At 47.0% G+C, this 20,193-nt stretch carries 17 protein-coding genes; 3 read left to right on the top strand and 14 right to left on the bottom strand.

Features of this window, described 5'->3' with window-relative positions; genetic code table 11:
• The coding region (locus tag H8S52_RS19820) for a hypothetical protein (protein WP_255470042.1) at window positions 1-437 on the top strand (437 nt) is incomplete at its 5' end.
• Window positions 438-653: 216 nt separating this feature from the next.
• Here H8S52_RS19820 and H8S52_RS10595 read toward each other — a convergent pair.
• The 6 genes from H8S52_RS10595 to H8S52_RS10570 form a co-directional block, all read right to left on the bottom strand.
• Window positions 654-1,931 carry a PepSY-like domain-containing protein gene (locus tag H8S52_RS10595; protein WP_117941636.1) on the bottom strand — a complete coding sequence of 426 codons (1,278 nt, stop codon included), beginning with the start codon at window positions 1,929-1,931 and terminating at the stop codon, window positions 654-656.
• Window positions 1,932-2,069: 138 nt separating this feature from the next.
• The gene (locus H8S52_RS10590) at window positions 2,070-2,546 is read right to left on the bottom strand and encodes an N-acetylmuramoyl-L-alanine amidase (protein WP_117666696.1); all 477 of its coding nucleotides are present in this window, start codon (window positions 2,544-2,546) and stop codon (window positions 2,070-2,072) included.
• A gap of 63 nt (window positions 2,547-2,609) precedes the next feature.
• Window positions 2,610-2,711, bottom strand: coding sequence for a smalltalk protein (locus H8S52_RS10585; protein ID WP_016661691.1), 102 nt, complete (start codon window positions 2,709-2,711; stop codon window positions 2,610-2,612).
• A 194-nt stretch (window positions 2,712-2,905) separates the two neighbouring features.
• Window positions 2,906-3,391, bottom strand: coding sequence for an HU family DNA-binding protein (locus H8S52_RS10580; protein ID WP_016661692.1), 486 nt, complete (start codon window positions 3,389-3,391; stop codon window positions 2,906-2,908).
• 202 nt (window positions 3,392-3,593) lie between these two features.
• A complete protein-coding gene (dnaB, locus tag H8S52_RS10575; RefSeq protein WP_186909771.1) occupies window positions 3,594-4,979 on the bottom strand; it encodes a replicative DNA helicase in 1,386 nt (461 codons plus the stop codon).
• 16 nt (window positions 4,980-4,995) lie between these two features.
• On the bottom strand, window positions 4,996-5,664 hold the full coding sequence (locus tag H8S52_RS10570) for a hypothetical protein (RefSeq protein WP_117945779.1): 669 nt from the start codon (window positions 5,662-5,664) through the stop codon (window positions 4,996-4,998).
• 541 nt (window positions 5,665-6,205) lie between these two features.
• Here H8S52_RS10570 and H8S52_RS10565 point away from each other — a divergent pair.
• Entirely contained in the window at window positions 6,206-7,096 is an 891-nt protein-coding gene (locus H8S52_RS10565) for a type IV toxin-antitoxin system AbiEi family antitoxin (protein ID WP_231376888.1), read from the top strand.
• The gene (locus H8S52_RS10560; protein ID WP_186909770.1) at window positions 7,093-7,887 is read left to right on the top strand and encodes a nucleotidyl transferase AbiEii/AbiGii toxin family protein; all 795 of its coding nucleotides are present in this window, start codon (window positions 7,093-7,095) and stop codon (window positions 7,885-7,887) included. The genes H8S52_RS10565 and H8S52_RS10560 overlap by 4 nt, the downstream gene beginning before the upstream one ends.
• Before the next feature lie 232 nt (window positions 7,888-8,119).
• On the opposite strand, the gene H8S52_RS10555 is transcribed toward H8S52_RS10560, so the two are convergent.
• The 8 genes from H8S52_RS10555 to H8S52_RS10520 form a co-directional block, all read right to left on the bottom strand.
• The gene (locus H8S52_RS10555; protein ID WP_186909769.1) at window positions 8,120-10,354 is read right to left on the bottom strand and encodes a hypothetical protein; all 2,235 of its coding nucleotides are present in this window, start codon (window positions 10,352-10,354) and stop codon (window positions 8,120-8,122) included.
• A gap of 5 nt (window positions 10,355-10,359) precedes the next feature.
• Entirely contained in the window at window positions 10,360-12,168 is a 1,809-nt protein-coding gene (locus H8S52_RS10550) for a hypothetical protein (protein ID WP_186909768.1), read from the bottom strand.
• A 65-nt stretch (window positions 12,169-12,233) separates the two neighbouring features.
• Complete coding sequence (locus H8S52_RS10545) at window positions 12,234-12,584, bottom strand: hypothetical protein (RefSeq protein ID WP_117899808.1); 351 nt, start codon at window positions 12,582-12,584, stop codon at window positions 12,234-12,236.
• A gap of 445 nt (window positions 12,585-13,029) precedes the next feature.
• A complete protein-coding gene (locus H8S52_RS10540) occupies window positions 13,030-13,491 on the bottom strand; it encodes a hypothetical protein (protein WP_255470040.1) in 462 nt (153 codons plus the stop codon).
• A gap of 128 nt (window positions 13,492-13,619) precedes the next feature.
• Complete coding sequence (locus tag H8S52_RS10535) at window positions 13,620-16,028, bottom strand: DUF4906 domain-containing protein (protein ID WP_186909767.1); 2,409 nt, start codon at window positions 16,026-16,028, stop codon at window positions 13,620-13,622.
• 61 nt (window positions 16,029-16,089) lie between these two features.
• Complete coding sequence (locus tag H8S52_RS10530; protein ID WP_186909766.1) at window positions 16,090-16,707, bottom strand: hypothetical protein; 618 nt, start codon at window positions 16,705-16,707, stop codon at window positions 16,090-16,092.
• 41 nt (window positions 16,708-16,748) lie between these two features.
• Window positions 16,749-19,211 (bottom strand): fimbrial protein, encoded by a 2,463-nt coding sequence (locus H8S52_RS10525; protein WP_255470039.1) that lies wholly within the window; start codon window positions 19,209-19,211, stop codon window positions 16,749-16,751.
• A gap of 31 nt (window positions 19,212-19,242) precedes the next feature.
• Window positions 19,243-20,139 carry a FimB/Mfa2 family fimbrial subunit gene (locus H8S52_RS10520; protein ID WP_186909765.1) on the bottom strand — a complete coding sequence of 299 codons (897 nt, stop codon included), beginning with the start codon at window positions 20,137-20,139 and terminating at the stop codon, window positions 19,243-19,245.
• Between the last annotated feature and the right edge of the window lie 54 nt (window positions 20,140-20,193).

Raw genomic sequence — 20,193 nt, 5'->3', positions numbered from 1 at the left:
TTGTTTATGTAAATCTCTTCAAAGATCGCTTCTTTTATGTCGGCTTTCTTTTCAGGAAAGCGGATGCAAAGGTAAAAACTTTTAAGTATATCTTCCAAATATTTTCGGAAGTTTTTTTTCATCTTTCCTTTTTCCCGTCATCTCTCTTGCGAAAGGGAGAACAAAAGAAAGGTTGTTTTACCGACCCGGATTCAAGAAAAAGTGTCAACCAACGCTGCTTACTTTTTGAAAGCGGGTGCAAAGGTAAGAACTTTATTTCATATCTTCCAAATGTTTCCGGAAGTTTTTTTTCATTCTGCTTTTTCAAAGGGGAATTTCAGAAAGAAACAAGTCCCAAGCAGAAGAAATATGTAAGAGTTCCTACGCCGTTCCTGTCAGAATGTCAAAACATCGCTGCTCCCGTTCTCGAAAGCGGGTGCAAAAGTAGGACTTTATAACATACAAGCCAAATATATCAGGGGATTTTTTACACGGAAGATGAAAACTTTTTCGTAACACGCTGATTGATAAACATGTTGAAGAACATATTTTTTTTGAATGCCAGCAGAAAGAAGAAAGGGATGAAAAGAGGGACACAATATAATATATGCGCGCCCGTACGCGCGCACATATCAGAGGCTGTCAAAGCCATTTTCGTTTAAAGAATCACTCCGTTAAAGAATCGTTCCGTTTGGAAGAATACGCAGATCGACTTCGTTTTCTCCCCGTTCCAGTTCCACCAGATAATACGATTCGGTACGTGTTTCCACATAATCCGCATCATCTATCCTATAATCCGCATACGTTTTTCTGATAACATCGAGCACTGCCGCGGGAAGTTCATTCACCCGCACGCCCCATTCGGTTCTCACCCAATCCTGCGCACCGTTGAAGTACACATCTTTCTCACGTCCTTCGTGAAAAATTTCCACTTCCGTCATGCCTTTCTCCATATCGGATTCGATGATACGCGCTCCCGCATATTTCTGAGTGATGAACTCCTTGATTTTGTCGGTCAGTATGCCGCCGGCATTATTTCCGGGTCCGGCAGGGTTCTGCTCCATCGGCGACAATTCGCCGGTGGCGGTAATCTTTACTTTCACGTCACCCATGACAGACTCCAGTTCGAGGCGGTAATATTCCTCTGCCGAAGTTACATAATGGTCTACATCGTCCACCCGGTAACCGGCATATTCAGAAGCGTCCAACGCCTGTTTCACCACAGCGGGCAATGCGGCATAGCTCATTTCGGTCTTGGTAAACAGCCAGTTGCCCGTCCCGTCAAACAGCAGTTCGCGCACTACCTTTCCATCCAGGATTTCCACTTCCGTCATGTTATCTTCACGGTCGATGTCCAGAATGCGGGCATTGGGGAAATTCGCTTTCAGGAACGCGTCCACACCTGCGGCCGGAGCTACGGGGATGTAATCGCTGTAATCATAATCTTCGTCCATGTCGACCAGTTTTTTCACCAGTACGCCGTCCTTCGAATAATAAAGGTCGATTTCCGTTGCCACGCCGTCTACCGTATTCTTCACTTCAATCACATAGACATCTTCCAGGCCATTGCGCTGAATCCGTTCCACCTCGTCGACGGTCCATGCGGAGTACTCGCTCTCGCCGAAAGCGGTTTTCACTTCTGCGGGTAATTGGTCGAAGAGGATTTCACTGTCCGTCGTCATGTACCACCGGCCGGCATTGTCGAACCAGGCCGCATATTCGCCTGCTGCCGCACGGGTAGCCGCCATATTGAAATCCGCCACCACATACTCTCCTTTCACCGACCAGTTCACATCGGTAGCATTCGGATAGAGCTGAAACAAAGCAGCCTGCGCCTCGGCACTCACCTTACCGTTTTCCGGACCACCGACAACAGGTGCATCGTCGTTACTGCAACTCCACAAACTCACAGCCATACAAACCATGGCAAACAAATGTTTTTTCATAATCATTCTTTTTTTCATTTACAAATTCAAGACACTGTTTTTCTCTTTACCATAAGAGGCTTCATTGATACAACCTCTTCTCATGCCACAAAAGTATGGGGCAAATCTGGAAAGAAACTGGAAAGACTGAAAAAACATCTCCCCTCACCCCGCACACCCCGGATTAGGCGGCGCTGCTTCCCGCACAATCGCAGCCGCATCGAAGCAGGGACACTCCTTTATCCACTCTTCGGGTTCTATCTCGCCGTTGCCGTTCAGGTCGGGACTGAGGTCGCGGTGACCGCAGAGGCGGCTGCCGGGATAATCGCGCAGCAACAGCATTACGAGCACCCGCAGGGAGTGTTTCTGAAAATCGGTGCGGGTATCGGCAGGATGTCCGTGCGCATCGAGTCCGCCTTCGTAGCAGATGCCCAAACTGTGGGCGTTGTAGCCGCGGACATGCGCACCGGGCTGTGTCATGGGACGGAGCGTCTTTATATCGCCGTTCCTGCGGATGTAATAGTGATAACCTGCGCCGGAGAAGCCCCGGCGCAGGTGGTCTGTTGTCAAGTCATGTTCGGTGTAGCTACGGTCACAGCGGGTAGCGGAACAGTGGATGACGATGAGGTTGATAAATCTCACTTTTATTAAGTATAAAGTTAAGTAACTTAAGAATTAAGTACGTAATTTACGTATGAAGTACAATCAGGCGGGCATTGCGTTCATGCCCAAAGCGCCTAAAACAGCCGAAGCTACGGCGATTACGATTTTAAGGAGCTTGTCCCACCAGTTTGATTTTGTTGCCATAAGATTTAAATTAAGGGTTAGGTTAAAAACTATGATAAGGGCGTGCCCGAATGCTGTTCCACATAAAAAGGGAAAACGGGATGAAAAGAAATCCGGGAAATCCGGAAGAAGCAGGAAACATGCTTTCCAAACAATATTCAGAACAATATTCAGACAAGCCCTAAGACTGATACCGAAAATCAGCAGGAAACCGACTATCCGAGCGGATTCTCCTCTTCGCCGCTATTGCCGCCGCTACCACCGGAAGAACTGCCATCCGCAGGCTTGTCCAGCGAGAAAGCCACATTTGCCGGGCTGCGGGTGGCAGCCGTACTGCCGTTCACAAGCTTCAGCTCCTTGTCGGGCACAAAGCGGATATTCACTTTGGAGATATTCCTCACCGTGCAGTCTTCCGACTTCTCCACACCCGGACAGCGGAACGTCATGTGAAGCGTGCCGAGCTGGTTCAGCTTCACCTTGTCGCCGTTGGCAAGGTTCGCCTGAATCTCTTCCACAAGAGCCTCTATCACGTGCTTCACATCGCCTTTTGTCATGGCGCAGTTCTTCTGAATACTGGCGGCGAGGACATCAATATCCACCGTTCCGCACGTTTTGGGTTTCTGACGGAGATAATACAACATGGGAGAGCTTTTATCGCTCACGATTCTACGACGCTGAAAGCGTTCTACAAGTACATCCATAAAAATAAAGTTTAGGTTTAGATTAAAAAAACAGTAAATAAAATTCTTAAAAGAAAAAGCCCGGGACACACAACAAACAAAAGATTTAAGGCGCCTTATCCAATAATTACTTCCCCTCTCGAGCACATCACAAAGATACGAAATCAGAGAGGCAAAGTCAAGTATTTTGCCATTTATTTTCCGATAAAAGCGAAGTTTTTTTCTAACAGGAAGAGCGTGCGTTTCTCGCCATCCACTCCAGTGTGGGTTCGTACTCGCCAATCTTCGTCAGCGTGGGGTTATGCCCGAAATATACATCTCCCGTCTCGCCGTTGCGGTGCTTGGCAAGAATCACCATGCCCAACCCTTCGGAAGGGAATTTGCTCTTGCGCTCGGACGTCAGTCCGTACAGTGCGGGACGATAGAGCAACATCACCACATCGGCATCCTGCTCGATGGCGCCGCTCTCTCTGAGGTCGCTCAGTGCAGGCCGCTTGTCGGCACGCATCTCGCACTCACGGTTCAACTGGCAAAGCAGGATAACGGGAATATCCAGCTCCTTGGCTATCAGCTTTGCCTTGCGGCTCGCTTCCGCCACTTCCTGCTCACGGTTGCGGTTCTTCTGTTCCGACTTCATATCGCAGAGTTGCAGATAGTCGATAATCAGCAGGTCGCAATGCCCCTTGCTCTTTTGCAGCAGAGCCGACGAGCGGATATGATCCATGCTCGCCTTCGGGTTGTCGTCCACATACACAGGCAGGCACGACAGTTGCCGGGCGGCTTCCAGAGCCTGTTGCTGCTCGTCAGCGCTGAGTTGCCCGCTTTTGAGGTGTCCGGCATCCAGCGAGGCAGCCTGTGCGCAGAGCCAGCGGTCGCCCAGCCTTTCGCCCTGCATTTCGAGGCTGTTCACCAACACCTGCTTCCCGGCACGTCCCGCCGCCAGTGCCAGATGCAGGGCAAAGGCGGTCTTGCCCACCGAAGGACGGGCGGCTATGATGTGCAGATCGCCCCGTTGCCAGCCGGCAGTGAGCCTGTCGAGGTCGCGCAGGCCGGTGGGGATGCCGGTGATGCCGTCGCGGTTGTTCGCCACCCTGCCGTCCATTTGCCTAAGGGTATCCAGCATCAGGCGGTCCATGTCGCGCAGGCAGCCGGCAAAGTCGGTTTTACCTTCCAGGTGTTCGATAAGCTGATGCAGTCCGGCCAGGGCATCGCCCAAATCCACCGTCTCATCGGCGGCTACGGCAAGCAGACGATGCAGGTCGCTAATCATCTCGCGCCGGATATACATGCCGCGCAAGATAAGCGCATGATACTCCAGGTGGGCGGACGATGCCACCCTGCCCAACAGACGCGCCAGCTCGAAGGCGCCGCCCACGAACTCCAGTTTGCCACGGGCGGCAAGCTCGGCACGCACCGTAATGATGTCTATCGCCTTGCCCGCGCGGTGCATGGCAAGCAGGGCGGCAAAGATTTCGCCATACTTCGCTTCGTAAAACATTTCGGGGCACAGCTTCCCGCTTACAAGCACCATAGCGGTACTTTCGGCGAGACAAGCGCCTAAGATTACCGACTCCAGGTCGGCATCATGAGGATTGAGGATTTCTGCCATAAGGATAAAAGGGCGATTAATTGACAAATTCGTTTTCAAAGATTCTATATTCCAGATATTTGGCAGCCTGGTAGCAGAAATGCGTATTGTTCAGGCTGAAATAATAATCTTCCACTTTCCGGTAGGCAAGTTCGCGCTCGCGGGTGGAGAGTTTTTTCCAAAGGGCGCGGACATAGCTGCCGTTCTCCACCGGCAGGTGGGTGGTGCGGCCGTAATAGGCAAGAAACTCCTTCAGCGACTCTTCGAAAGCGGCGGAAGATTTCGACTTGGCGGCAACGGGGACGGCAGCGGCGGAAAAGCTGCCGGCAGCGTTCATAACCTTCCCAATGGATGCCGGCTGTCCCGTCCAGGCATCATAGCCGGGCACATGGATGTGGCTGGGGCAACAGCCCGGCACGCGCTCGATAAGCCCTGCAGCGAAGCACCGGTCGAAAAAGCGCCGGGTACGCGCCCTTGTCCAGCCGAATATGTCCGCCCAGCCCATAAAAGTGATGACGGACTCTCCACGGGCACACTGCACCCCGGCTCCGTTGCAGAATACTACGGCAGGCTTGAAGTTGACGTTTGTCAGCACCCGCAGGAAGGCTTCTTCCTCGCAGCATGCCGCACCTTTTTTCTCGCAAATCTCTTGTAGCAATGCACGCGAAACCATGACATAGCCCATTCTAAGCAAATTGTTTTTCATACTAAAGTTACAGATAAATATTGATAAATGTCGAAACCGGAAAACGACCGCTCCGGCGGTCACGGCACATGCCTTTACGTCAACCGGTTATGCACGTGCGGCAGCCATGCTTCCGGCCACGCAGCGTACACAATATAATTCAATAGAAGATAAGATATACTATCGTATATCTACGGCGTAGCGGTACGGAACGGCGACGCAGAGCGGCAGAACCGATGATGCGTTCCACCCCTACGGATGATGTATACGAGTGTAACAGACGATGTGTCCGCCCCTGACAGACGATGTGTCCGCCCCTGACAGACGATGTGTTTTCATTGATTTCATTATTCTTTCTAATTGTTTAAAATTTATACCACACCGCCCGGAAGCGTTTCACTGCCCCAATGCACGATGAATACACAAAAATATCAAATAACGAAGAGGCATGAAAAGTAAATATTTACACGTAAAATCATGTAAATATTTACTTTACAAACAATTAGAAAGGAAAGTACGTATTTTATTTCACTGAATTAATAGTTGTGAAACAGAGACTCCGGTGGGGAGAAAAATACACGGAATTAAAGCAATAGAATTGCATTTATCATCAGAAAATGATTATCTTTGCAATTATATTGCAGAGCACATGAAAGAACAAAGCTTATCAGACTGGATTGAAGAAAAAGAGATGAGAGGGTATTACACTTTCACTATTGAGGAAGTTCAAAAGAATTTTCCTCAATTTGGTAATGCCTATATCAGTACTTCGTTATATCGCTTAACTATAAAGAAAAAAATTATTTCTCCCTGGAAAGGGTTTTATGTTATCATGCCGATTGAATATGCTTTGAAAGCGATTATCCCGCCTGTATTTTATATTGACGCGTTAATGGTATTCTTAAGAAAAGAATACTATATCAGTTTACTTAATGCAGCATCGTTCTATGGAGCATCACATCAAAGAGCTCAAACTTTCTCCGTGACAACAGAGGCTCCCAAATTGAGAAATACCACAAAAACAGGAACTTCTATTCTTTTCTTCTCAAAGAAAAACATACCGGAAAAATTCATACGGAAACATAAAGCTCAATCAGGCTATGTAAATGTGTCCTCGCCAGAATTGACTGCAATTGATTTAATTGAGAATGAAAAATATGTAGGCGGATTAAATAGGGTATGTACCGTACTAAATGAATTGGTAGATAGCATTGACTTCGACAGATTAGATGAAGATTTCTTCAATCTTACATCAACTCCTACATATCAAAGATTGGGATATATATTAGAATATGTTTTGGAGAGAGAAGAACTTGCAGATAAGCTTAAAGCTAAGACCTCTTCCCTCCCGATGAGGAAAATACCGTTCAAGATAGGTAAATCTACACTGGACTGTGAAATAGAAAAAAAATGGAAAGTAATCATTAACCAAGAAATAGAAGTAGACGAATGATACCCGAATTTGCAATTAGAGAATGGAATGAAACTGTTCCATGGACCGACTCAGAACAAGTAGAGCAAGACTTACTTATTTGTAGAGCCTTAACAGAAATATATAAAGATGAATATCTGGCATCTCATCTTGCTTTTCGCGGTGGCACGGCCTTGCATAAACTATACCTTTCTCCTCAGCCCAGATATAGTGAGGATATTGACCTTGTACAGGTTACAGCAGAGCCAATAAAAGAAACTTACGATCATATTAGAGAAGCCTTATCATTTCTCGGAGAGCCAAAGATTAAGCAAAAGAGGAACAATAATACTTTAATATTCAGAATGGAGTCCGAAATACCTCCGGTTGTTCCTATTCATTTAAAGATAGAAATAAACTGTAAGGAACATTTCAATGTGCTACCTATGCAGAAAATTCCATTTTCCGTTTCAAATAAATGGTACAAAGGAGGATGCGATGTTCTTACTTACCAACTTGATGAGCTTGTAGGCACAAAACTCAGAGCATTATATCAAAGAAGAAAAGGAAGAGATTTGTACGATTTGTATAAAGCACTGACAACAAAAGAGCTTAATATCGTAAATGTACTAAAATGTTATAATCTGTATATGGATTTTGTGGTGGATCACATTCCTACATACAAGGAGTTTATCATTAATATGGAAGAAAAAATGCAAGATGAGGAATTTTTAGGAGATACCAAACAATTGCTCCGTCCTGATGAGCATTTTAACCCACAAGAAGGATACGAGGTAGTGAAAACAGCATTGATTGACAGGCTGCAGAAATAACAATAACTGATATATTCCATTATAAATCATTACTGATATATTTTCCTATATGCGCGGCTATTTCTTTTTAGGCACGGATTTCGCGGATTTCACGGAAAAAGAACAAAGAAAATCCGTGTTTTCCGCGTAATCCGTGCCTAAAAAAGAAACAAATAGTAAGCGGATTTTAGTTTTGACACACATTCAACCGTTGTACCCTACTAAAGCAAAACCACCAAGAACTAACACCGAATTATTCTTCTATTATAAAAGCCGGTGACGTCTTAATGCAGCGAATCGTACGGGATTTGTTTACATTATGGTCTTCCGCCTTGGCTGTAGTCCCTGTATGAGTCCAGCTTTGGTGCCCTCCACTTATGGTTGCCCACAATACCTTTGCAGCAATTGATTTTGAAGAATCAAATTGGTGACCGAATCCTCCCAAGACCAGATTGTTTTCGTCAAAAGCAATTTGGATGTAATTGGCTGTTGCAAGGAGACCTCCTTCCCACGCTATATTTTCTCGGCTATGGGCTGAAATAACGGCCGGTCTTCCACTACCCGTTGTGTAATTTACCGGTGTGCCATTAAGCGTGTAGTTAATAGCCCCCGATTTTAACAAAAGCTCAAAATCTCTCGAAGTAGGAAGCTGGTATCCTTCCGGACAATGGCTGCTTACCGATCCATTTCCTATGATTGCCGGATTCTGGAGCGACTCATACGAATCGAAATAGAAACGCGGGACGGATGCGTCATACTTTAAATTCATTCCCTGCGTATAGCGCCCTTTGTACTGACTGCCGGTTAAACGTACAAAATCCTCGTCAGAACAAGAGGCAAAATAGGCAGACAGATCACCTATTGTTTCAGATTCACTGACGGTTATCTGGTCGTCGAAACTCTTTGAGTTTCCTTGTAAGTTGAAACGACACCAGTAAGTATCACCCATAAGGACAACAGGCAAGCCGTGATTCAACCGGGTAACGGTGTATGTTTCATGTATGCCATTCGGGCCGTTCACGGTGAGCAAACCCTCCTGAGTGCTGCCATTGGCTTCCGGATCGTTAGGCTTGTAGCCTGCCTGAATCTCATAAACTCCGTCTCCTTGGGGTATCGCCCTTAGCCAACTGCCACCACTGACACTAACCTCATAGTTCTTAGGTACCTCTATCCGACCTAAAGCACTGTCGACATATTTATTGAAATGAATGTTATAGGGTGGGGTGTTTGTAAGATGATTATACAATTCTCCCTTGAAGGTCGTGGCATTGGACTGAACAATTACCAACCGGCCACTGTAGTAGTCCGGGTGCCTCTTGCTGTGCATATTCAGGTACATATATTCCGTCTTAGTACCCGGCTTTTTCCAAGAATTGCGTACCAAGAACTTTTTCCCTTGAAGGTCGGCACGAGTTTCCGTATACGGAGTAATGGAGGCTGTTGTCCCATCAATTGTGAATTCCGCATCTTCCGGCACCTTATCCAGTACAAGTATTGACGTTGACTCTTTGCTCGGGAGGTAAACCGTATCTTTTGTTGCACTTACATACGCCCCTTCAGCCAAAGTAGAAAGTTCACTATTAACCAAAATATGGGTAGAAGGTTTTGCCGTGATAGTTTCTTCGACTTCCCAACTTTCATTTTCCACGGATATGCTTGCCTGCAAATTAGAACTGTCTCCGCTAAATAACTTTATTTTATAAATGTGGTTTCTATGGATTGTGTTAGGCAGTGCCAGTGAAAGTGTGACAGGATCGCCTTCAAGAGTGCCATGCAGCTCCACAGGAATACCGTCCCCCACTTGTTCATACAGGTGGACTAATCCGGCATATTCACCCGGCTTCAACGGGGTATTGAATGTAGTGTCTATTTTTGCCAATGCTGCACCGGACGGTGAACTGACCGGGTTTTGCGGAAGCAGGAATGCTTCACAATGTATGTTATCCATACTTATCCTATTGATTTGTATGTCGGCATCGTCAGCTATGTTTAAGTCTACTCTGGCAATGGCCCGTGTAAGCAATACTTGGGTGGTACTCTCCTGGCTTCCGGTTAAGTCTGCCTTTCCGGTCATCACCGGTTTCTCTCCATCTGCTTGAGGAGAGGCAGAGAGTATTGTAGTGGCAAGCAGTTCGTTCTCTTTCAATCGGCCTATTTCCTGTGTAATCCCATCCAGCAGATTACCGGTGTTTACAAAGAAATAGATTTGCTCTCCTTCGGCTAACGAGCTGATTGTAGTGTATCCGTTCTTATCCACTGTCAGATTTTTGTAAACGTCGGACAGAACTCCCTCTTTGAACAGATAAGCCTCTATGTTTCTCGGCAGGTCCGTACTAAGAACAGTTTCCGAAGTCGGTGTATAGACCAAAAGCCGGAGAGAATGCTTGTTCTGAACATCATTGGTTTTTCCATCGTTAAAATCCTCCTTAGAGCATCCGATGCAAAGTATTGAAAATAATACAGATATAATAACAGACAAATGTTTCATAATTATTAGTAGATATTGGGATTACTTCTTGATTTTAATATTGTGTGGGAATTGACAGGAAAATCTTTTATGTTATTCTTGTAGAACACATCGGCACATCCCGAAGCCCACTGTCCGTATGTCATGGTGCTATTATGGTTGTAGCCTAAACAATGACCTAATTCGTGAAAAATAGTGGAACAACATCCGCCGCTGTTTTCGTAATGATAAAGGAAAGATTTCTGATAGACTCCCCATGTTCTGCCCCCACCTAATCCTGATACACCATTGCCACTATATATAAGTCCGATGTCGAATCCGGAAAGGTTTTCCAGTCTGGATATAAGCGTTGATGTGTCAACTGGATACCTGTTATTGTCAAGAAAGGTTCCTTGGAACGTCGAAACCCGCTGCTGGAACTTTTCCAGCGTACACATATATCCGATATTCAAAAAGAGTGCAACAGCTTCCCTGCAATGTACAGGGCGTATTCCCCACCAGTTCTTGTTGGGAGTTCCTGTTACGGGATTTCCTCCATTAAGTACGAATTTGATGTACCATTTCGCTTTTATCTGGGAAATCTTAGTCCAATACGGGTCGTTGCAAGCTATCTTAAGACTCAAGGAAGCCGGATTCATCTCTTCTGCTGAAAATTGTAGAACTTTCCCTGATTCAGTGCGGTATAATCCTTTCTCCAGTACCTTTATCGATGTCTTAATATCGGCAAATGCCGGAATGTCGTCAATGTAAACGAACTCCACATATTCATCCATAGTCGGACTTTTTGCCATGACTGTAACCTCTTTTATGCCTACGGGAGAATAAAATCTCATGTGCAAACTATCGTTCTCCATATTTATCTGCAAAGGTTGGGTTATATAAAATGACCGTAGATTTGCATTGGTATAGACTGAAGCAGGTTCTTCATCACTTAGAATTGTATAATAATTTAGAGGAGTGAGCTCATCGGCAAGGTTAGTACCCATATTGTCTTCCGGATGTACAGCCTGCACATGTATGGTAGAATGCCTGGCGGCATCTAAGGTTGCCTTTGCATCATACTCCGTGTCAAAACTTTCCTTTCGGTGATTCATTGTATTTACTACTACTTGACCGGAAAAACCATCCTTTACGGTAGGGAAAAATAAGCACTGTTTTTGTTCCGATAACGAGAAGGATGCTATGCTTCGCTGTCCCGAATGGCTGCCGTCTGCATGCAGGGCAGAATAGCTCCTGCTGTCTTCCGAAGGAATAAAATGACAGTCGTGAACCGATTTGCGCACGTAATCGCTTTTGTATTGTATATCAAAAGAGACCAGCCCTACAGCTTGGGGAATGCGTATTTCCTCTATCTTGATTTTTCCGTTTATTACCGAGAACTTGTGATTCGTATAATAATATTGGGCTTTCAGAGGCTTCGCCGGCGTATTTTCAGGAAAAGACAGCCACGGTGAGGAACTTTTCTCTATTTTATGTATCCGGGCTCCATCCTCTTTATAGTTACCTTTCATGGCTAATATAAGAAGGTTGTAGGTGCCGGTTTCGAGCCCTTCCACCATAATTGTTGTAGGATCGGGGAATTTAACTTCACGGTCGATGTCAATTTGGCCCTCTTTGAGGATATAGACACAAAGGGTATCGAAAGGTGTGGTCAAATCCACGGTGCGGGTAGCGGAACTCGTATCGTCAAAAGAGTCTGCCTTTAAACGAAACAAAACACCCGTGCCGTCATATTCTGATAACGGATAACTATTGTCTTCTATTTCGTCCTGGGTGCAAGAGCCCAAAAACGGCAGAAGAAAACAGCAAATAAAAATTACTTTTGAGATACGCATAAATAATTCAGTTAAAAATGACCTTTACCACAAATAGGTTCGATTATCACTTTAGGAAATTCTCCTCAGGCTTTATGCACAAACAACAAATCTTCAATCATCAGGTCGAGTTCTGCCGGATGGATGCTATCCTCGTGATAATGGAAGTAATGGCTGAGCAGGGTGCGTACCTGCTTCACACGCGACTCGGCAGTGTATCCGTGCCACTGCCACACTCCTGCATCGAGTGCATGGCGGATGACGCCGACGGCAGGGGCAATCATGCCCCGCACATCGTCGCCGGGATAAATCTGAGTTTTCTCCTGGGGCAAGATAATGGTCACTTCGGGGTGGTAAGCACGCACTACGCGCAATGCTTCGGTCCAACGGACGTGCTTGGCTATGACATCACGCGTTTCTTTTTTAGGATTCTTCATTACGGGTTATCAATTATTAAAACTATTAATACTTCTGTTATCTGTCATTCATCTATCTACCGGCTCTCACTCAGCATTCATTTACCGATTATCATTCATCTGCCGGCGTTCACTACTCTATTTTTCCTACGTGCCTCCATCCGCTTCTCGAAGAGCTCAGACACCCATACAGGAAAACCGAAAACGGCTACGAAAATCGCTAAAAACAGGACGCCTCCGCAAGCGATTCCGTAGCATATCCCTCTGTGTGCAAACAAACAAAAACACGAACAAAGTCGGGACAAACCTTTTTTATTCATAGCATAGGGACTGTTTTCGGGTTCTATTAATTTCGTTATCATTCTAATTCCAATTCTAAAATTCAAGTAAAATCCTTATTATCAATACCAGCCGGATACTTTTACTTTTTCCAACCACCACGAACAACAAAGCAAAACATGCAGTTTCAATCAAGGTCGCGGATGCAGCGAAAATATTTATCCTCACTAACATTCTTCGCGTCCATAACAATGGCTCCCGCATCATTATAACGTACATACGGGTATGTGTTTCCGCCCCCACCCGCTTCGGTAGCCGTTCCTCCTGCCACTTCCGTCAGCCCTGCTTTCTGTAGCTCCGGCCACAGGATGTAAATCAGTATCGCTTCCTTAAGTGTGGGCAAGCGCCAGCCGCCGCCATCATCGGTAAGATTCTTGCATCTGTTTACAGCATTAATCCAGGTAGCGGAAAATCTGGCTGCAGACAGTTCAAACCTGTAATACACTTGCTCGTCGCTCGCTGCCGAACCGATATTGGTTCCATTATCCGTACCGAGCCTGGCATTTGTGCCGTCCGTGGCACGCGCTTTCTTAGTCCTGGTGTGCCGTATGGCAGAAGCGTCTATAATGATTTTTCCGTTCTCTTTCACCACTTCCTAGGCATAACCTGCTGCTACCGTCAGGCAGCACAACATAACCCATAATGTTCTCATGCTTTTTCTCATATCCTCATTGCTGTTTCATTTGCGTATAACCGTACATTCATTCACATGCAACATCACCTCAGTTCCCTGCCGCAACGGACGGTATAAGTCACCGACGCCATTTTACCCTGCGTATTGCTGAATATAAAGGGATAGCCCTGCCTTATGCCAAATGCTGCGTAACCATAGTTACGAGGTCCTGTTTCGGTAGAAGAGATAAAACTGCTGCCTGCAAAATTACGTTCGTTCTGGGGCAGGGCAATAAGCATCAGGAGCAACTCCTGCTGCGCAGGCAGATACCAGTTGGTTTCGGATTCGTCGATGATGCCGTCACCGTTCAGGTCGCGGTTCTTCTCGTGGCAATACCGTCCGGCGGAGCTCTTGTATATCGGGTGATAAATATCTGCGGCAGGATCCGGATAATAATAGGGTGCTCCGGTAACAGTACCGGTATAAGCGCCGATTTTAGCATTGCGTAGCTCGCTTCCGTACATATCCTTGTAAGAGTCGGATGCCATTCCAAATCCGGTTGCCTCGTTATCTGTACGCCGTACATCGGTGTACACCATATTTGCCGTCAGGAACTTGCCATTGCGGAATTTGTCCGGACTGTTGTAAACATAACCGTCGGAGAATCCCCATTGCATCGTGCTTATGTTCTGCAGCGAAGGGTCGATGCCCGGATTCATCACCATGCTGAACTCCGGATACCTTTCCACGACCATTTTCCTTTTCACACTGCCCGGCGTTCCGTCCTCATTCAAAAGATTCAGCCCTGCACCCTTATGATTATCATCCGTATAAAAAGAGAGATACCCCGACTGATTGATAATGAAAATCCGTATTTCCGGTTTATCCGGATCTCCCCCATTCTTATAGAACGAGAAACGCACCCGTGCGGTACGGTTGCCGCCGTTCTGCAAAAATTCGTCGGCATAGACGTAGAAAGTCCGGTCAATTACGGACGCATCGGCAAACGGTATATCCGTAATCCGGTAGCACATGCGGTAGGTGGCATCGGCAAAGGGCAGGCTATCGTCATCGTCCAGATTTGAGGGAACGGCAGGCCAGCCGCTCTTGCCTTCAGCTTCCAGCTTTGTCCGGATGCTTTTGTGCGGAATATATTTGGGACGCACAAACTTGCTTTCGGGGTTGGCAGCCTGCTGCCACGCATCGCCGGGCGATGACTGCTTCACCTGATGATACATCAGATTCAAGGGAGAGATTTTCAGCCAGTCGGCATCAAAACCCGGTTCATCGCAGGCCCGTTCTTGCGAATCGAGTATCTCCACAACGGCCGTACCGTTTGCGGCGTGCATGCGCATGGGACGAAAATCGGGGTGCGCGTCCATTGTCAGGTTGCTGCCGTAGTCTATGAGGAAATCGCCTACGGAAGAGTCCACATTCGTATCTACCTTGATGTCGTCAACGCCACGCACTGTAATGTTAAAGGTGTAGTGATGGCCGCGACGAATGTTGTAATCGCTGTGGTTGTCTTCGCCCAAGTAGATATATGCCTTTACCCGCTTCACTTCGACATCGGTTGTGTGCATGGCAGTAATGACAACGGCAGTGGCGCGCCCGGGTTTGAACCATGCCTTGCCACGGGAGTCGGCATCGTCTTGCTTCATGCCCGGATATTGCTTGCCGGGGTCATCGGGCAATGCTCTGGCTATACGTCCGCCCCGACGGTTCTCAAAGAGATAGAGCGTTTGGGAAACGGTCTTTGCCTGTTTGTCTTCCGTTTCGAAGGGATAGTCTACGGTGCTTGTCAGCCAGTATTCATCCTTGTCGTCGGCAGTGGTATCCGGATCGGGATTGATGTCGGCATTGCCCTCAAAGAGGTAGCTGCGCACCGGAACATCCTGCACATCCCAGCCGATGACGGTTACTTCCTGCCCCGCGGGAGTTGCATCGGTGACGGTGAGCGTGAGCTTTGCCGCCAGGTATTGAAGCTGTATGGGGGTTGTGCTGGTATGGGTGCCCGGCTGCACGTCTACATGTTCCTGGATTGCGGTCATCACAAGAGGCTCGGTAGAGTTCAGACCAAAGTCCAAACCGGACGCCGTTACCATGAATTCACGGAGGGCATCGTAAGAGGTAACGGCAGCCAGCCGACTGTCCATATCGTCCTTAGTATTTGCCACAAAGCAGAATGTATGGTTACTACCCGACCACGTGTCTATTTGGAGAGACGAGAGCGATGACCCATTGGGCTGTGCCGTGTATTTGCGGTTGGTCACCAGCTCGCCACTACCGTTGAATATCAGTACACGCAGGTTGTCCAGCCGGTTCTCCACATCGGAAGGAACGGTGCGGGTACCGCTGCCTGTACTGCTTGCAGCGCCCATATCGGGCGGCAGCATTCTCAGGCTGACACGTGCAGCAATGCCTTCTTCCACACGGACGGTATTGAATTCATCGCGCGTGCAACCGGAAAGGAGCAGCATACACAGTAGGTACAAGACAGTTATCTTTTTCATTTTGATTGTTTTTATCGTTTTCAGTTATTGGAGAATGACTGAAGGCAAGGATGAAACGGGATTAATCAAGGTCGCGGATACAGCGAAAAAAACGGTATCTTTCGCGGGTATCTTTCCCCGTTACACCAACCGACGAAAATATATTACCACTTAGACAACGCATCGTGAGCACACCATTTCTATAAGTATTTTGAACTATGCCTACGGTACCAGCAGAATATTCAGTAGCCGACAGCATATAAGAAACGGCGTATTGCCCCGTACTAGTCTCAGGAGGAGAGATGCCAAACTGTTCCAGTTCAGGCGTCAGTACCCATATCAATAGCAGCTCCCTCTGTGTCGGCAAACGCCAACCTCCACCGTCCTTTGTCGAATTCGCACATGCCTCTAATGCATCAAACCATGTATATTTATAGTTAGAAGTATAGTCTGGTGAAACCTCAAATTTGTAATATACCTTATCATTATTTATATGTGAACTTGAATTCTCAAGGGTATTTGTTCCCGGGGCATCAAGTGTAGCATCGGTAGTCCTCGCTTTCTTAACCTTCGTATGCGGTATTGCCGAGGCATCTATGATAACTTTCCCACCTTCCTCATATACTCTTTGGGCATAGCCGGCTGTTGTTGCCAGCAAACAAGCCAACAAGGTCAGTATTATTTTCATGCTATTTTTCATTCTATATTGTAACTTAATTTTAATAAAACCATATTCTTGCCTTATTTCAACTCTCTCCAACAACGGGTAATCTTATGAAGCTGACCCCCATAATTCTTATTATCTTCAGAGTAATTTGGATATAAATAGGAACCCGTACCTTTACCACCGTACATTCTAACGGTTCTCGAAACAGTTGCTCCACCTTCAGTAGAACTCTGATGAACAGCTCCTCCAAAAGCAAAATCTTCTACATTGGTGGCTATCGCAAGGAGATACACTTCATTCAGCGCCGGCAAATACCAAAAAGTCTCAGAATCATCAATAATACCGTCGCCATTCAGGTCACGGTTTTTCTCAAAACAATACCGGGCAGCAGAGCTTTTGTATATGGGATGATAAATATCTCCGGCTGGATCCGGATAATAATATGGCGCTCCGGTATTCGTTCCGGTATAGGCTTGAAGAGGCTTTCCGTCCACCCCCAGTGCTCCACCATTAAACATATTCCTGTAAGAGTCACTGCCAAGTCCGAATTCGACAGGCTCATTATCCTTTCTGACAACATCCTTATAAACCAGATTTGCCGTCAGGTATTTACCGTTGCGGTATTTATCATCACCGCTATAGATATAAGAGTTAGGAAATCCCCATTCCATAGACAATAGATTCTGCAGAACAGGAGAAACTCCCGGATTCATGGCCAATTTATACTCCGGAAATCTTTCCCCCACCATTTTTTTGCGCACATTACTCGGTGTTCCGTCTTCGTTCAGTACACACAGTCCGGCATCGGGGTCGTTATCATCCAGATAGAAAGAATAATATCCTTTCTGGCTGACAGTAATAGTCTTGACTTCCTCCACTCCTGTAGCATTATTGCGGTAGGTAAAACGTACTTTTGCAGTGCGGTCACCGTCTCTCTCCAGAAATTCATCGGCATAAACATGCAATGTCTGATTAGTAACCGTGACATCGGCAAACGGTATGTCCGTTATCTTATAGCACATGCGGTAGGTGGCATCGGCAAATGTCATATTGTCATCATCTTCCTTACCGGCAGGAATAGTGTTCCAACCGCCTTTACTCGCCAATTTTTCCCGGACGCTCTTGTGCGGAATATACTTAGGACGCACGATTTTACTTTGAGGTTCGGCAGCTTGCTGCCACTCATCATTGGGCGGCGACTGCTTCACCTGATGGTACATCAGGTTCAAAGGAGAGATTTTGAGCCAAGTAGCATCAAAACCCGGTTCATCGTAAGTCCTGCCTTGCGAGTCGAGTATCTCCATGGTTCCCGTGCCATTAGCGGCATGCATGCGCATGGGGCGGAAATCGGGATGTGCATCCATCGTAAGGTTCTTGCCATAGTCTACCACAAAATTACCATCGGCAACCTTTAAATTCGTATCTATCTGGATATTATTGGTTCCTCTCACTTTTACATCAATTGTATAATGATATCCGCGGCGGATATTGTAATCCTTATAACTGTTACCGCCCAAATAGATATACGCCTTTATCTCCTTCGCTGCGTCTACAGTCTTATGCATGGCGGTGATGACAATAGCGGTGGCGCGCTTGGGTTTGAACCATGCCTTACCACGGGGGTCCCCATCGCCTATAGCCATATTGGGATATCGTTCGTCGGGATTGGTGGGTAAGGTATTAGGAACCCGTTCGCCGCGACGGTTCTCGAAGAAATAGAGTGTTTGAGAAAATCTCTTAACCAATCGAGTTGATCCTGGTTCTATAAGCTGAATGTCATCCTCTTTTTCAAAAGGATAATCCACCGAGGTCGTCATCCAATATTCGTCTTTATCGGCAGAGGTATCCGGGTCGGGATTGACATCTGTGTCATTCGCAAAGAGGTAGCTGCGCGCCGGAGCATCCAGTACGTCCCAGCCGATAACGGATACAGTATGTTCGACAGGAGTCTCGTCAATGACACGCAGCGTGAGTTTTGCAGCCAGGTATTGAAGCTGTACGGGGGTATCAATGGCATTGTTACCCGGCTGCACGTTTACGTTCTCCACAATTGCAGTCATAATAAGAGGATCGGTGGAGTTCAGGCCGAAGGACAAGCCGGAAGCTGTCATCACAAATTCACGGAGAGCATCGTAGGAAGTGATGGCAGACAGCCGTTCGTCCATATCGTCCTTGCTGTTGGCAACGAAACAGAATGTACTATTGCCACCCGACCGGGTTTCTATCCGAAGCGACGAAAGCGAACCTGCCGACTGTTCCGTATATACGTTATTGGTCACTATATCGCCATTGCTGTCGAATATCAGTACGCGCAGGGTTTCCAGCCTGTTCTCCACATCGTCATCTACGGCACGGGTATCGGCAGTGCTGCGTGTGCTTCCCTCACCGTGTTCACCGCCCATATCGGGCATCACCATTTTCAGTCCGACATGTGCCGCCAAGCCTTCTTCCACACGTGTGGTATCAAATTCATCGCGCACACACCCCGAAAGGAGCAGTGCACCGAGAAAGTACAGGATTGCTATCTTTTTCATCATAAACAGTTTCTTTTTCTATGCTATATCGCCATTAAAATTCTTTCCATATCGCCTGTTTGCCCCAGTCGGTGACTCTGACGTCTACGCTTACAGCTCCCTGAAAGTCTACCAGCACATTGAGCAGCCTGCCTTCCGACACACGCAGGGGGTTACCGTTGCTGTCGGTAATTACGGTGGTTTTCAGCACGTCGCGGTGGTAGATGTCTATCTTGATGTCCGCTTCGGTGGGGAATATATTGAAAGCAGGGGATACGAATTCGCCTTTGTCATTGAATGCCGCCTGAGGGCGGTAGCTTACTTCCGTGCCGTTGGACCTGCCGTAGAAGTCGAGCTTGTCGGTGGTTTTGCGCACGATGTAGTGGTACTCGCCTTCGGTGCTGCCTATATACTCTCTGAGGTGGCGCGCTGTAATGGCTACCCCTGAGACTTTGCGACGCAAGGGGAGTTCCCTGGCAGAAGCGTCGGCAGCGGGAGTTATATCTATAGTGCCGTAGAACAGGTCGTTGGGCGAGCCTGCCACGGGTAAGGTTGTCCGAGTTTGGATGAGCGACACGAATGCCGTCTCTAAGTGGTCGCCCTCTTTCAATGCGGGCATCGACTGGGCGCCTTGTTTGCCATTGCCCCACGCCACCAGTTTCAGGTTGTCGTGTCCGGGATAATCCAGAGTCACGGTTTCCGAAAGGAGAACGTTGCGGATGTCGAGCAATGCTTTATCGGCATCGAATATATAAAGCGTGATGTCTTTTATCGTTTCACTGTCGAGGCTTCCACCATCGGCATCAAAAGCCTTTAACTGTAAGGAAAAGCCGGGAGTGCGGGGAGCAGGACAATCGCCGAGGTCGTCCTTGATGCAGCTTGCAGATACAAATGCCATAAAGAACAAGATAGGCAGTATGTGCAGGCTATAATGGAATTTGTTATTCTGCATGAGTTGTTTTTTTAATTGATGGTCAGTATTGTTTTTTAGTTATTGAATTTTATC

The organism is Bacteroides sp. NSJ-48, from assembly GCF_014287405.1.
GTDB lineage: Bacteria > Bacteroidota > Bacteroidia > Bacteroidales > Bacteroidaceae > Bacteroides > Bacteroides stercoris.
The sequence above is the reverse complement of the archived record's forward strand: the minus strand, read 5'-3'. Positions and strand labels throughout refer to the sequence as shown.

Excerpts from the sequence above, each read along its gene's own strand:
- H8S52_RS10555 (WP_186909769.1), bottom strand. The coding sequence starts at position 10,354 with ATGAAACATTTGTCTGTTATTATATCTGTATTATTTTCAATACTTTGC.
- H8S52_RS10535 (WP_186909767.1), bottom strand. The coding sequence starts at position 16,028 with ATGAAAAAGATAACTGTCTTGTACCTACTGTGTATGCTGCTCCTTTCC.
- H8S52_RS10550 (WP_186909768.1), bottom strand. The coding sequence starts at position 12,168 with ATGCGTATCTCAAAAGTAATTTTTATTTGCTGTTTTCTTCTGCCGTTT.
- H8S52_RS10560 (WP_186909770.1), top strand. The coding sequence starts at position 7,093 with ATGATACCCGAATTTGCAATTAGAGAATGGAATGAAACTGTTCCATGG.
- H8S52_RS10525 (WP_255470039.1), bottom strand. The coding sequence starts at position 19,211 with ATGATGAAAAAGATAGCAATCCTGTACTTTCTCGGTGCACTGCTCCTT.
- H8S52_RS10520 (WP_186909765.1), bottom strand. The coding sequence starts at position 20,139 with ATGCAGAATAACAAATTCCATTATAGCCTGCACATACTGCCTATCTTG.
- H8S52_RS10580 (WP_016661692.1), bottom strand. The coding sequence starts at position 3,391 with ATGGATGTACTTGTAGAACGCTTTCAGCGTCGTAGAATCGTGAGCGAT.
- H8S52_RS10570 (WP_117945779.1), bottom strand. The coding sequence starts at position 5,664 with ATGAAAAACAATTTGCTTAGAATGGGCTATGTCATGGTTTCGCGTGCA.
- H8S52_RS10530 (WP_186909766.1), bottom strand. The coding sequence starts at position 16,707 with ATGAAAAATAGCATGAAAATAATACTGACCTTGTTGGCTTGTTTGCTG.
- H8S52_RS10545 (WP_117899808.1), bottom strand. The coding sequence starts at position 12,584 with ATGAAGAATCCTAAAAAAGAAACGCGTGATGTCATAGCCAAGCACGTC.
- H8S52_RS10585 (WP_016661691.1), bottom strand. The coding sequence starts at position 2,711 with ATGGCAACAAAATCAAACTGGTGGGACAAGCTCCTTAAAATCGTAATC.
- H8S52_RS10595 (WP_117941636.1), bottom strand. The coding sequence starts at position 1,931 with ATGATTATGAAAAAACATTTGTTTGCCATGGTTTGTATGGCTGTGAGT.
- dnaB (WP_186909771.1), bottom strand. The coding sequence starts at position 4,979 with ATGGCAGAAATCCTCAATCCTCATGATGCCGACCTGGAGTCGGTAATC.